Below are 12,189 nucleotides of genomic sequence, written 5' to 3'. Positions count from 1 at the left end.
AGGAGCGTGCGATGTCAGTCAGCCGGATCGCTCGGGCAGCTCTACGCCGGGACCGTCGTGCCCGGCGGGTCACGATCGTCGGCGCCGGGATCGGCGGCCTGACCCTCGCCGTCGAGCTGCGCCGCCGGGACATCGACGTCGAGGTGTACGAGTCCGCAACCGACCCGCACCCGACCGGCGACGCCGTGCTGCTCACCGCCAACGCGACCAGGCTCCTGGAGCGCCTCGGGCTCGAGCCTCGCCTCGGGGAGGCGTCGGCGACCGTCGACGGACTGGCCTGGCGCGACGGCCACACCGGAGCGGCGATCGGCCGGGTGCTCTCGGCCGAGGAGTACGCCGCGCGCTGCGGCGCGCCCTGCTACGGCATCCGTCACGCGGACCTGCAGGCTCTCCTGACCGAGGCCCTCGGCACCGACGGGCTCCATCTCGGCCACCGTCTGATCGACATCACCGACAGCGACGACGGGCCGGCGAGGCTGGAGCTCGCGGGCGGCGACCCGGTCGAGGCCGACCTCGTCGTCGGCGCCGACGGCGCCGCATCGATCCTGCGTCAGCACGTCGTCGGCTACGACGACGCCCAGTTCTCCGGCTGCGTGGCCTGGCGCGGGACCGTCCCGCGCTCGCGGCTCACCCTGCTTCCCGATCCCGGCCGCCTGCAGCTGTGGACGGGAGCCGACGGCCACCTGATGCATCATCCGGTCGGCGACGGCGACCATGCGTTCCTGCTGGTCAAGCGGCAGCTGGGACCCTGGGCGCCGGACTCGTGGTCGTGGCCGGCCGACCCCGACGAGCACGTCCACGCCTACGCCGGCTGGCATCCGGCCGTCGTCCAGATGATCTCCGCGGCGACGGCCTCCGAGCGCTGGGGCCTCTTCCACCGGCCACCCCTGACCACCTGGTCGCGCGGCCGGGTCACGCTGCTCGGCGACGCCGCCCACCTGATCCTCCCCCACCACGCCCAGGGCGCCGCCCAGGCGATCGAGGACGCGACCGTCCTCGCCGACTGCCTCGCCTCCGACGACGACTGGGACCGCGCCCGCGCGACCTACGAGCTACGCCGCCGCGACCGCACCCGCCGGATCCAGGCCGCCTCGGTGGCCGCCGCCGACGTCCTCCACCTCCCCGACGGTCCCCGCGCGCAGGCCCGCAACAAGCGGCTCGGGTCCCCCGATGCGTACGAGCGCCATCTCGCCTGGATCCACGAGCACGACGCGGCCGACCCTGCCCCGGGGCCCGGCGGCCCGTAACTCCGCGGCCCGCTGCCGCGTTGCCCGGTAGTGAGAGCCATCCTTGGCCCCAAGGGCTTCGTGGCGCTCGGCATCTGGGCGATGTACGCATCGGCCGTCGCCGTAGCGCTGGTGCAGCTCGGCTCCACCTCGGCGTCCGGCGGACTCGACTCCGGACGCCCGCTCGCCCCCGGCAGCCCCGAAGCCCTCATCGAGAGGCACGACTGCTGGAGCGCCGAGGCCCCGCGCGACATGATCGGCAGGCTCCCCGGCCACGCCATCGTCGCGACCGGCTCCACGCCGCGCTACGTCGACGCCCACCTCACCGGCAAGGCCCTCGACCAGGTCTTCTCCGGCGACGACCACGGCCTCGTCGTCTACGCCTTCTGCCGCTGATCCCGCACGGCTCGACCAGCGGTGCCGGTCAGGCCCAGAGCTGGCCCTCGAGGCCTTCCTCGGCCTCGTCGATGGTGCCTTCGTACGCCCCGGTGGAGAGGTACTTCCAGCCGCCGTCGGCGACGACGAAGGCGATGTCGGCCTTCTCGCCGGCCTTGAGGGACTTGGCGGCCTGGGCGAGGGCGGCGTGGAGGATCGCGCCGGTGGAGATGCCGGCGAAGATGCCCTCCAGCTCCAACAGCTCACGCACCCGGCGGACGGCGTCGCGCGGACCCACCGAGAAGCGGGCGTCGATGAGGGAGGCGTCGTAGAGCTCGGGGACGAAGCCCTCGTCGAGGTTGCGCAGGCCGTAGACGAGCTCGCCGTAGCGAGGCTCGGCGGCCACGATGCGTACGTCCGGCTTGGCGGCGCGGAAGTAGCGGCCGACGCCCATCAGGGTGCCGGTTGTGCCGAGCCCGGCGACGAAGTGGGTGATCGAGGGGAGGTCGGCGAGCAGCTCGGGGCCGGTGCCCTCCTCGTGCGCGAGCGCGTTGGCGCTGTTGCCGTACTGGTAGAGCATCTCCCAGTCGGGGTGCTCGGCGGCCAGGCGCTTGGCGACCCGGACGGCCTCGTTGGAGCCGCCGGCGGCGGGCGAGGAGACGATCTCGGCGCCCCATATCCGCAGCAGCTGGCGCCGCTCCTCGGAGGTGTTCTCCGGCATCACGCACACGATCCGGTAGCCCTTGAGCTTGGCCGCCATGGCCAGCGAGATGCCGGTGTTGCCGGAGGTCGGCTCCAGGATCGTGCAGCCCGGGCGGAGCCTGCCGTCCTTCTCGGCCTCCTCGACCATGCGAAGAGCCGGGCGGTCCTTGATCGAGCCGGTGGGGTTCCGGTCCTCGAGCTTGGCCCACAGACGTACGTCGGGCGAGGGCGAGAGGCGGGGCAGGCCCACCAGCGGAGTGCCACCGACCGACGCCAGCAGGTTGTCGTAGCGCATGGGGTCCATCGTCGCATCAACCGATCGGCTGATGCCTACTCGCGCCGATCGCCCGATCCGTGAGACCGCGCCACGCACCAGGCTGAACGTATGCATCAGGAGCGAGAACCAGCGGTCGTCGTGGACGGCCTGCGCAAGACCTATGGCGACAAGGTGGCGGTCGACGAGATCAGCCTGAGCGTCCACGAGGGCGAGATCTTCGGCATCCTCGGACCCAACGGAGCGGGCAAGAGCACGACCGTGGAGTCGATCGCCGGGCTGCGGGTCGGCGACCGGGGCCGGATCCGGGTCCACGGCATCGACCCGTGGACGGACCGGGCGGCGGTGACGGAGGTGCTCGGCGTACAGCTCCAGGAGGCGAAGCTGCAGCCGAAGATCACGGTCCAGGAGGCGCTGGAGCTGTGGAGCGCGTTCTACGACGACCCGGAGCCGTGGGCGCCGCTGGCCGAGCGGCTGGGACTCGGGGCTCACCTGCGGCAGCGGTTCGAGAACCTCTCCGGCGGCCAGCAGCAGCGGCTCTCGATCGCGCTGGCGCTGATCGGCCGGCCTCGGGTCGTCGTGCTCGACGAGCTCACCACCGGCCTGGACCCGCGGGCGCGCCGTGAGGTGTGGGACCTGGTCCGGGACGTACGCAACCGGGGTGTGACCGTCCTGCTGGTCACCCACTCGATGGAGGAGGCCCAGACGCTCTGCGACCGGATCGCCATCGTCGACGCCGGCCGGATCCGGGCGCTGGACACCCCGGCGGGACTCATCGACTCCGCCTCCGCCGCCACCATCATGACCTTCGAGACCTCGGTCGCGATCGACCTGGCCTCCCTGCGCGAGCTCGACGGCGTCACCGCCGCGCGCAGCGAGAACGGCACCGTCACCGTCGAGGGCGCCGAAGGAGTCGCGCTCGCGGTCATCGAGGCGCTGCGTCCGCAGGGGGTGGCACCGCTTCGGCTGCGGGTCGCCGCCGGCAGCCTCGACGCCGCCTACCTCGACCTCACCGAGACCGTCACCGACATGGAGGTACTCCGATGACCAGCCCGACCGTCGCCATGATCCGTACGGAGACCCGGCTCTTCGCCCGCGAGCGACTCTCGCTCTTCTGGATCCTCGCGTTCCCGACGTTGCTGCTCGTGGTGCTCGGGGTCGTGCCCGCCTTCCGCGAGTACAACGAGGACTTCGGCAACCGGCGGCTTATCGACCTCTACGTACCGACCACGGTGCTGCTCTCGATGATCATGGCGGCGATCATGACGATGCCGCCGACGCTGACCGGATACCGCGAGAGCGGCGTCCTGCGGAGGCTCGGCACCACCCCGGCCCGGCCGGCCTCGATCCTGCTCGGCCAGGTGCTGGTGCACGCGATCGCGGTCGCGGCCTCCTCGGTGATCGTGCTCGTGGTCGGCCGGGTGGTGTTCGGGACGCCGCTGCCGGGATCGCTCCTCGGGTACGCGGCGGCCTACCTGCTGGCACTGGCCGTCTCGCTCGGGATCGGGACCGCGATCACCGCGGTCTCCCCCAACGCCAGGACCGGACAGGTGGTCGCGATGGTGGCCTTCATCCCCAGCATGTTCACCGCAGGGGTCTACTTCCCCGTCGAGGTCTTCGGCGGCCCCGTCCGTGACGTCATCTCGCTCACGCCGTACGGCGCGGCGTCGAACGCCCTCAACGACGCCGGCGCCGGGGCCTTCCCGCAGCTGATCGACCTCGCGGTGATGGGCTGCTGGGCGATCGTGCTCTACGTGATTGCCGTGCGCGCCTTCAAGTGGGAGTGAGAGGGTCTGGGCATGGACTCGGTCGTCGAGCACGATCAGCGCTGGGTGCGCAATCTCAAGGTGCTGCCCCTGGCGCTGATCGTGCTCGCCACGACCATCTGCATCGCGACCCTGCCGGTGCTGGGACCCAGCACTCTCGAAGGGCGAGCGGCGTTCGGCGGGCTGGTGGCGGCGGTCGCGGTGTGGTCCTGGTGGTGGGCCTATGTCCACGGCGGCCCGCACCCGGTCGGCTACATCGGACGCACGCTGCTGATCGCCGTCCTCACCGTGATGCACCCGCTGTTCTGCATCGTCGCGTGGGTCGGCTTCCTGGACGCCTTCGACTCCTTCCGCGGCCGCCTGCGCTGGGTGGCGATGGGCGTGACGGCCGTGATCATGGCCGTCGGTCAGACCGGCGGACCGCCGCCCTACGACAACCCCTGGCAGGCGATGCTGCTGCCGCTGCTGTTCGTGGTCAACTTCGGGCTGGCGACGCTGATGGGCCACTACAGCGAGCACCTCGATGCCATCAGCCGGGAGCGGGGCGAGACGATCGTCCGGCTGGAGGACGCGCTCGCCGAGAACCACCGGCTCCAGGAGCAGCTCCTGGCCCAGTCGCGCTCCGCCGGCGTACGCGACGAGCGCGAGCGCCTCGCCCGCGAGATCCACGACACCATCGCCCAGTCCCTGGCCGGGGTCGTCGCCCAGCTCCAGGCCGCCCAGGGCTCCGCGGACGCCGAGGACGTACGCCGCCGGGTGGCGCGATCCACCGAGATGGCCCGCACCGCGCTGGTCGAGGCCCGCCGGTCCGTGCAGGATCTCGCCCCGGTCGAGCTGGCCGACGCGAGCCTTTCCGACGCGCTGTCGGCCCTGGTCGCGGGCTGGCGCGACGACCACGGCGTCGAGGCCTCCTTCGTCGTCGTCGGCGAGGCCACCGCGCTGCACTCCGAGGTCGAGGCGACGCTGCTGCGGATCGCCCAGGAGGCCCTCGCCAACGTCGCCAAGCACGCCTCCGCACGACGGGTCGGGGTCACGCTCACCTTCGACGGGTCCGAGGTCATCCTCGACGTACGCGACGACGGCTCCGGCTTCGATCCCGCCGCTCCGCGCCGCTCGTCCGCGTTCGGCCTCGGCGTGATGCGCGACCGCGCCCAGCGCCTGACCGGCACCTTCACCCTGGAGTCCGCCCCCGGCTCCGGCACCGCCGTCTCCGCCAGCATCCCCGCACTCCCCCGAGGACCTGCATGAAGCCATCGATCAAGATCGTGGTCGCCGACGACCACCCGGTCGTACGCGACGGGGTGGTCGGGGTACTCCTCGCCCAGGGTTTCGAGGTCGTCGGCCAGGCCGGCGACGGCGAGGAGGCGCTGGCCCTCGTCGAGACGCTCCATCCGGACGTCCTCGTCCTCGACCTCCGGATGCCCGGCACCAGCGGTGTCGAGGTGATCGAGCGGCTCCGCGCAAGGGAGTCGCGGACCGGCGTACTCGTCCTGACGACGTTCGACACCGACACCGACGTGGTCGCCGCGATCGAGGCCGGGGCGACCGGCTACCTGCTCAAGGACGCCCCCACGACAGACCTCGTCGAGGCCGTCCGGGCGACCGCGGCCGGCGAGACCGTCCTCTCCCCCGCGGTCGCGACCCGGCTGGCCTCACGGCTCCGCTCACCGGGCCCGTCGGCCCAGCTCAGCCCGCGCGAGCGCGAGGTGCTCACCCTGGTCGCCCGCGGCACCACCAACCGCGCGATCGCCGCCACGCTGTTCGTCAGCGAGGCGACGGTGAAGACCCACCTGGGTCACATCTTCGACAAGCTGGGGGTCACAGACAGAGCAGCCGCGGTCGCACGAGCGTACGACCGCGGCATTCTGGGCTAAGAGGTCAGCAGCCGCCGGCGACCGCAGGCAGCACGACGACCTGGTCACCGTCCTTGAGCTCGGCGTCGAGACCGCCGATGAAGCGTACGTCCTCGTCGTTGATGTAGACGTTGACGAAGCGGCGCAGGTCACCGTTGTCGATGAGGCGCTCCTTGATGCCGGAGTGGTTCGCCTCGAGGTCGTCGATGAGCGCGCTCAGGGTCTTGCCCTCGGCGCTGACTGCCTTCTCACCGGCGGTGTAGGTGCGGAGGATGGTCGGGATCTTGACCTCGATGGCCATGGGTTCGTTCTCCTAGATGTAGGTGGTGCGCGTCACGACAACGTCGGGACGACGTTGATTTCTTCCTCGGTGACGTTGCCGTCGACGATCCGGTAGGACCGGAACTCGACCGGACCCTCGTCGTTTCCGTGCTCACGGGTGCTGACCAGCACGTAGTGGGCGTTCGGCTCCATCGCCAGCCCGATGTCGGTGCGGGAGGGGTAGGCCTCGGTGGCCGTGTGGGAGTGGTAGACGACCACCGGCTCCTCGTCGTTCGCGTCCATCTCCTTGTAGAGCTGGAGCAGATCGGTCGAGTCGAACTCGTAGAAGGTCGGCGAGCCGGCGGCGTTGATCATCTCGATGAACCGCTCGGGCCGGTCGGACCCCTCGGGGCCCGCGACGATCCCGCACGCCTCGTCGGGATGGTCGCGCTTCGCGTGGGCGACGATCGCGTCGTACGTCGCCTGGTCGATGGTCAGCACGGGATCAGCCTAGGCGGACCGAGGCCGGCTCCTGAACGTGACCGGCACTCGGACTCCCGCCGGCCTCTCACCGGCGACCGTGCTAGGCGGCGACGGTCAGCCCGCCCCGAACGAGGTCGGCATAGGCACCGCCCCGCAGCAGCAGCTCCTCGTGGGAGCCGACCTCGACGACCCGGCCGTGGTCGAGGACGGCGATCTGGTCGGCGTCACGGACGGTGGAGAGCCGGTGGGCGATGGTGATCGTCGTACGCCCCTCCGCCAGCCGGTCCAGGGCCGCCTGCACCTCCCGCTCGGTGGTGTTGTCGAGCGCCGAGGTGGCCTCGTCGAGCACGAGCACGCGCGGGTCGCGCAGCAGGGTGCGGGCGATCGCCAGCCGCTGCTGCTCGCCACCCGAGAAGCGGTGGCCGCGGGAGCCGACCAGGGTGTCGTAGCCGTCGGGGAGCTCGACGATCAGCTCGTGGATCCGGGCCGCGCGGGCGGCCGCCTCGATCTCGGCGTCGCTCGCCTCGGGACGGGCGTGGCGCAGGTTGTCCCGGACGCTCGCGTGGAGCAGGTAGGTCTCCTGGGTGACCATGCCGACGTTGGCGGCCAGGTCGGCCAGGTCCAGGTCGCGCAGGTCGATCCCGTCGATCATCACCCGGCCGGAGGTCGGGTCGTGCAGCCTCGCGACCATCCCGGCCAGCGTCGACTTGCCCGAACCGGTCGCCCCGACCAGCGCCAGCGAGCCGCCCGCGGGCACGCGCAGGGAGATGTCCTCGAGCACCGGGTGCGAGCCGTCGTAGGTGAACCCGACGCCGTCGAAGACGACCTCGCCGCGAGCCTCACCGAGAGGCACGGGCGAGGCCGGGTCGTCGATCTCGACCGGCAGGTCGAGATACTCGAAGATCCGGGAGAAGAGCGCCAGCGAGGACGTGACGTCGACCCCGACGTTGAGCAGCCCCATCAGCGGCCGGAAGAGCGAGCCCTGCAGCGAGACGAAGGCGACCAGCGTACCGATCGTCAGCGCCCCGGAGGTCGCCGGGAAGCCGGCCGCGAGGTAGAGCGCGGCGGGAACCGCGGCGAAGACCACCTGCATGGTCGCCATCCGCCACCGTCCGGCGAGCTGGCTGCGTACCTCGAGGCCGACGAGGTCGTGAGAGGTCTGCTCGAAGCGGGCGGCCAGGGCCGGTGCGGCCCCGAGGGTCTTGGTCAGCAGGATGCCGCTGACCGAGAGCCCCTCCTCGACCTGCACGTGCAGGTCGGCCATCCTGGCCTGCCGCTGGGTGGTCACGGCGTAGCGCATCTGCGCCACCTTGCGGGTGGTCCACACCGCCGGCGGCAGCACCACCATGGAGATCAGCGCGAGCCGCCAGTTGAGTGCCATCATCGCCACCACGGTGCCGGCCACGACGGTGACGTTGGCCGCGATCGAGGTCGCGGTGGAGGTGACCACCGACTGCATCGAGCCGATGTCGTTGACCATCCGCGACTGGACCTCCCCACCCCGCGTACGGGTGAAGAAGTCGAGCGACTGGCGCTGCAGGTGCCCGAAGAGATCCGTACGCAGCCGGTGCATGACTCGCTGGCCGATCTCGGTCGAGATCAGCGTCTGCGCGACCCCGAGGGCGGCGGAGGCGATCGCGACGAGCACCATCGCGGCGACGCTGAGCATCAGCAGCCGGGTGTCGCCCTCGGGCAGGGCGGTGTCGATGACGTGCTTGACCAGGAACGGCTGCGCCAGCCCGATCACCGAGCTGACCACGATCAGCGCCACGACGAGAAGGAGGCGCCCTCGGTAGGGCGCGAAGAGGCGCGCGATCCGGCGCAGCGAGACCGGCTTGGCCTCGAGCTGAGCGCGGTCGGCGCGCTTGTTCTGGGGGTCACGGCCGTCGCGGCCGGACTCGCGGGAAGACTTGTTGGGGTGCGGGTCACTCATCCGAACACCTCGATCCTAATTACTGAGGTTGGCTCACAATGAGGCAAACCCAGGATGGGTTAGAGTTATTCCCGTGGACGAGACCGCCGACCTGCTGATGGCGGCAGCACACACCCTCCGTCGGCGCTTCGGCGCCGCCACGGCCCGGTGGGGCATCACCCCGTCGCAGAGCCGAGCGCTGCGCATCGTGCTCGCCGCCGACGAGCCGATCCGGCTCTCAGCGCTGGCCGAGCGACTGCACATCGTGCCCAGGTCGGCCACCGAGGTCGTCGACGGTCTCGAGGGTCACGGCCTGGTGGCGCGACAGCCCGACCCGGCCGACCGCCGGGCGGTCTGCGTGGTGGCGACCGAGGAGGGCGTACGTCTCGGCCGGAAGATCGACAAGGCCCGTCAGGAGGCGGCCGACGAGTTCTTGGCCGTCCTTCCCGACAGCGACCGGGAGAGCCTGCGCACGATCCTGGTCAGGCTGACCGCCGACTCACTCCGCTGACCACAGCGCTTCGACGATGGTCTCCTGCAGGATCCCGACCCACTGGTAGATCCCGTAGACCTGGCCGGCGGGGTCGTCCTCGGGCAGAGAGTCCCAGAAGTCCTCGTCGCCCTCCTCGACCCCGAGCCGGGTGGCGAGCGCCAGCCGGATGTCGGTGAAGGAGCGCATCCACGCCTCGGCGTCGGCGATCGGGAGCTCGACGTCGATGACCAGCCCGTCCTCGTCGAGCTCGGGCGGGAGCCCGGCCTCCTCGAGCGAGTCGATGATCGTCGAGGCGGCCCGCGCCTTGCCATCGCGCAGCCCGCCCTCGGTGAACCGCCGGAACTCCCCGGCCGCTTCGGTGTCGTCGCCGTAGGCACTCGGGAAGAGCCGCTTCAAGACCGGATCCTCCGGCTCCGTGGTCGGTCCCGAGAAGTCGAGCAGCGCCTCGAGCGGGTCGTCGCTCTCGGCCGGCGCGGCGACCTCGTTGCGCAGCAGCTCGACGAGCTGGGAGGCCAGCGAACGCAGCAGATCGGCCTCGAATCCGGAGAAGGTCGCGATGATCTGCTTGCTGCGGCGGTGGTAGCTGAACCCGCCCATCAATCCTGCTTCTCCAAGGTCGCCCAGAGACCGTATTCGTGCATCGCCTGCACGTCGCGCTCCATCTCCTCGCGAGACCCGGAGGAGACGGCCGACTTGCCGTCGTTGTGCACCTCCATCATCAACTTCTCCGACTTCTTCTTGGAGTAGCCGAAGTACTTCTGGAAGACGAAGGTGACGTAGGACATCAGGTTGACCGGGTCGTTCCAGACGATCGTCACCCACGGGGTCGCAGGCGCGACGAGGTCGTCGACCTCGGGCTCGTCGAGCTCCACGGGGCTTGGCGCGCTCATACAGTCCATCGTGCCACGATGTGCTCGTGGACTCGACAGCGGACTCGACCGCGCTCCTGACAGATCACTACGAGCTGACCATGCTCCAGGCCGCCCTGAAGGCGGGCACCGCGGAGCGCCGCGCCGTCTTCGAGCTGTTCCCCCGGCGCCTGGCCGGTGGACGGCGCTACGGCGTCGTCGCCGGGGTCGGCCGAGCCCTCGACGCGATCGAGGCGTTCCGTTTCGACTCCGAGCAGCTGGCGATCCTGGAGGGCGTCGTCGACGGCCCCACGCTGGAGTGGCTGGCCGGCTACCGCTTCACCGGCGACGTCTGGGGGTACGCCGAGGGCGAGACGTTCTTCCCGCAGTCGCCGCTGCTCGTGGTCGAGGCCAGCTTCGCCGAGGCGGTCGTCCTGGAGACGGTGCTGCTCTCGATCTACAACCACGACTCGGCCATCGCCACCGCGGCCTCCCGGATGACGCTGGCCGCCGGCGAGCGGCCGTGCATCGAGATGGGCTCGCGCCGCACCCACGAGGCCGCCGCGGTCGCCGCCGCCCGCGCGGCCTACGTGGCCGGCTTCACCGCCACCTCCAACCTGGCCGCCCGGGCCCGCTTCGGCGTACCCACCACCGGCACCTCCGCACACTCCTTCACCCTCCTGCACGACACCGAGGAGCAGGCCTTCCAGGCCCAGGTCGCCTCGCTCGGCAAGGGCACCACGCTGCTGGTGGACACCTATGACATCGCCGAGGCGGTGGCCAAGGCGGTCGAGATCGCCGGTCCCGAGCTCGGTGCGGTGCGGATCGACTCCGGCGACCTGGGGCTGCTCGCCCATGACGTACGCCGCCAGCTGGACGACCTCGGCGCCACCGAGACGAAGATCATCGTCACCAGCGACCTCGACGAGTACGCGATCGCCGCCCTGGCGGCCGCCCCGGTCGACGGCTACGGCGTCGGCACCCAGCTGGTCACCGGCTCCGGCCACCCCACCGCCGGGTTCGTCTACAAGCTGGTCGCCCGCGAGGGTGCCTCCGGCGAGCTGGAGCCGGTCGCCAAGAAGAGCGCGTCCAAGACCTCGATCGGCGGCCGCAAGTACGCCCTGCGCCGCCGCAACCGCAAGGATGTCGCCGACGCCGAGGTGATCGGCATCGGCACCGCTCCTGAGGGCGACAACAACGACCGTCCCCTCCTCACCCAGCTCGTGCGCAAGGGTGAGGTCGTCGGTCGCGAGCCCCTCGACGCGGCTCGCGACCGTCACCGGGCCTCGGTCGCGGAGCTCCCGGTCATCGCCCACTCGCTCCTCAAGGGCGATCCCGCGATCCCGACGCTGTTCCAGTGAGACCGGGTTTCAGCCGGGTCTAGGCTGGCGGGCATGACGCGTGCACTGATCGTGGTCGACGTACAGAACGACTTCTGCGAGGGCGGGTCCCTGCCGGTCGACGGCGGGGCCCGGGTGGCCTACGACATCGGTCAGCTGCTGCGCGAGCGGGCGGCGAGCAAGGAGCCGGAGCAGACGTACGGGCTGGTCGTGGCCACCAAGGACCACCACATCGACCCGGGCGACCACTTCGGCAACCCGCCGGACTACGCCAACTCCTGGCCGGCGCACTGCGTGGTCGGCACCGACGGCGAGGCCTTCCACCCCAACCTCGACCCGGTCACCTTCGACGAGATCTTCCGCAAGGGCGAGTACGCAGCGGCCTACTCCGGCTTCGAGGGCGCCGCCACCGGCGGCACCACCCTGACCGACTGGCTCCGCGCCCAGGGCGTCGAGGAGGTCGACGTGTGCGGGCTGGCGACCGACTACTGCGTACGCGCCACCGCGCTCGACGCACGGGCGGCCGGATTCCACACCAGACTGCTCTCCGACCTGGCCGCGGGAGTGGCCGCAGCGTCGACCGCGACGGCGATCGAGGAGATGCGAGCGGCGGGGATCGCGGTCTCGTGACAGATTTGGGAATTTTCGGCAGATAG

General features: G+C 71.1%; 15 protein-coding genes. 9 read left to right on the top strand and 6 right to left on the bottom strand.

What is annotated here, in order from left to right; translation table 11 throughout:
- Positions 1–11: 11 nt before the first annotated feature.
- Both ACWZJV_RS22330 and ACWZJV_RS22325 read left to right on the top strand, forming a co-directional pair.
- Positions 12–1,247: an FAD-dependent monooxygenase gene (locus ACWZJV_RS22330; RefSeq protein ID WP_196875002.1), complete on the top strand. Its 1,236-nt coding sequence runs from the start codon at positions 12–14 to the stop codon at positions 1,245–1,247.
- A gap of 30 nt (positions 1,248–1,277) precedes the next feature.
- The gene (locus ACWZJV_RS22325; RefSeq protein WP_457178762.1) at positions 1,278–1,622 is read left to right on the top strand and encodes a hypothetical protein; all 345 of its coding nucleotides are present in this window, start codon (positions 1,278–1,280) and stop codon (positions 1,620–1,622) included.
- 28 nt (positions 1,623–1,650) lie between these two features.
- Here the strand turns inward: ACWZJV_RS22325 and ACWZJV_RS22320 are convergent, their stop codons facing one another.
- Positions 1,651–2,598, bottom strand: coding sequence for a PLP-dependent cysteine synthase family protein (locus ACWZJV_RS22320; protein WP_457178761.1), 948 nt, complete (start codon positions 2,596–2,598; stop codon positions 1,651–1,653).
- A gap of 90 nt (positions 2,599–2,688) precedes the next feature.
- Here ACWZJV_RS22320 and ACWZJV_RS22315 point away from each other — a divergent pair, with 90 nt between their 5' ends.
- The 4 genes from ACWZJV_RS22315 to ACWZJV_RS22300 are packed head-to-tail and all read left to right on the top strand — an operon-like array spanning position 2,689 to position 6,217.
- A complete protein-coding gene (locus ACWZJV_RS22315) occupies positions 2,689–3,624 on the top strand; it encodes an ABC transporter ATP-binding protein (RefSeq protein ID WP_457178759.1) in 936 nt (311 codons plus the stop codon).
- Positions 3,621–4,364, top strand: coding sequence for an ABC transporter permease (locus ACWZJV_RS22310; protein WP_457178757.1), 744 nt, complete (start codon positions 3,621–3,623; stop codon positions 4,362–4,364). Before ACWZJV_RS22315 ends, ACWZJV_RS22310 begins: the two co-directional genes overlap by 4 nt.
- Positions 4,365–4,376: 12 nt before the next feature.
- Positions 4,377–5,591: a sensor histidine kinase gene (locus tag ACWZJV_RS22305; protein ID WP_457178755.1), complete on the top strand. Its 1,215-nt coding sequence runs from the start codon at positions 4,377–4,379 to the stop codon at positions 5,589–5,591.
- On the top strand, positions 5,588–6,217 hold the full coding sequence (locus ACWZJV_RS22300) for a response regulator (protein WP_457178753.1): 630 nt from the start codon (positions 5,588–5,590) through the stop codon (positions 6,215–6,217). The genes ACWZJV_RS22305 and ACWZJV_RS22300 overlap by 4 nt, the downstream gene beginning before the upstream one ends.
- Before the next feature lie 4 nt (positions 6,218–6,221).
- Here the strand turns inward: ACWZJV_RS22300 and ACWZJV_RS22295 are convergent, their stop codons facing one another.
- The 3 genes from ACWZJV_RS22295 to ACWZJV_RS22285 form a co-directional block, all read right to left on the bottom strand.
- Positions 6,222–6,497, bottom strand: a complete 276-nt coding sequence (locus tag ACWZJV_RS22295; protein WP_008358635.1) for a MoaD family protein — start codon at positions 6,495–6,497, stop codon at positions 6,222–6,224.
- Positions 6,498–6,529: 32 nt separating this feature from the next.
- Positions 6,530–6,958, bottom strand: coding sequence for a Mov34/MPN/PAD-1 family protein (locus tag ACWZJV_RS22290; RefSeq protein WP_457178751.1), 429 nt, complete (start codon positions 6,956–6,958; stop codon positions 6,530–6,532).
- A gap of 82 nt (positions 6,959–7,040) precedes the next feature.
- Positions 7,041–8,873, bottom strand: a complete 1,833-nt coding sequence (locus tag ACWZJV_RS22285) for an ABC transporter ATP-binding protein (protein ID WP_457178749.1) — start codon at positions 8,871–8,873, stop codon at positions 7,041–7,043.
- 73 nt (positions 8,874–8,946) lie between these two features.
- On the opposite strand from ACWZJV_RS22285, the gene ACWZJV_RS22280 reads away from it, so the two are divergent.
- Positions 8,947–9,363, top strand: a complete 417-nt coding sequence (locus tag ACWZJV_RS22280) for a MarR family winged helix-turn-helix transcriptional regulator (protein WP_008358638.1) — start codon at positions 8,947–8,949, stop codon at positions 9,361–9,363.
- On the opposite strand, the gene ACWZJV_RS22275 is transcribed toward ACWZJV_RS22280, so the two are convergent.
- Positions 9,352–9,942, bottom strand: a complete 591-nt coding sequence (locus ACWZJV_RS22275; protein WP_008358639.1) for a DUF2017 domain-containing protein — start codon at positions 9,940–9,942, stop codon at positions 9,352–9,354. The genes ACWZJV_RS22280 and ACWZJV_RS22275 overlap by 12 nt on opposite strands.
- A complete protein-coding gene (gene clpS, locus ACWZJV_RS22270) occupies positions 9,942–10,235 on the bottom strand; it encodes an ATP-dependent Clp protease adapter ClpS (protein WP_040755277.1) in 294 nt (97 codons plus the stop codon). The genes ACWZJV_RS22275 and clpS overlap by 1 nt, the downstream gene beginning before the upstream one ends.
- A gap of 26 nt (positions 10,236–10,261) precedes the next feature.
- Between clpS and ACWZJV_RS22265 the strand changes: the two genes are divergently transcribed.
- Positions 10,262–11,554 (top strand): nicotinate phosphoribosyltransferase, encoded by a 1,293-nt coding sequence (locus ACWZJV_RS22265; RefSeq protein ID WP_457178746.1) that lies wholly within the window; start codon positions 10,262–10,264, stop codon positions 11,552–11,554.
- Between the two features lie 33 nt (positions 11,555–11,587).
- On the top strand, positions 11,588–12,163 hold the full coding sequence (locus ACWZJV_RS22260; protein ID WP_457178744.1) for an isochorismatase family protein: 576 nt from the start codon (positions 11,588–11,590) through the stop codon (positions 12,161–12,163).
- The last annotated feature ends 26 nt before the right edge of the window (positions 12,164–12,189 follow it).

It is taken from the genome of Nocardioides sp. WG-D5 (genome assembly GCF_054031175.1).
This window is presented reverse-complemented; position numbering and strand designations above follow the sequence as displayed.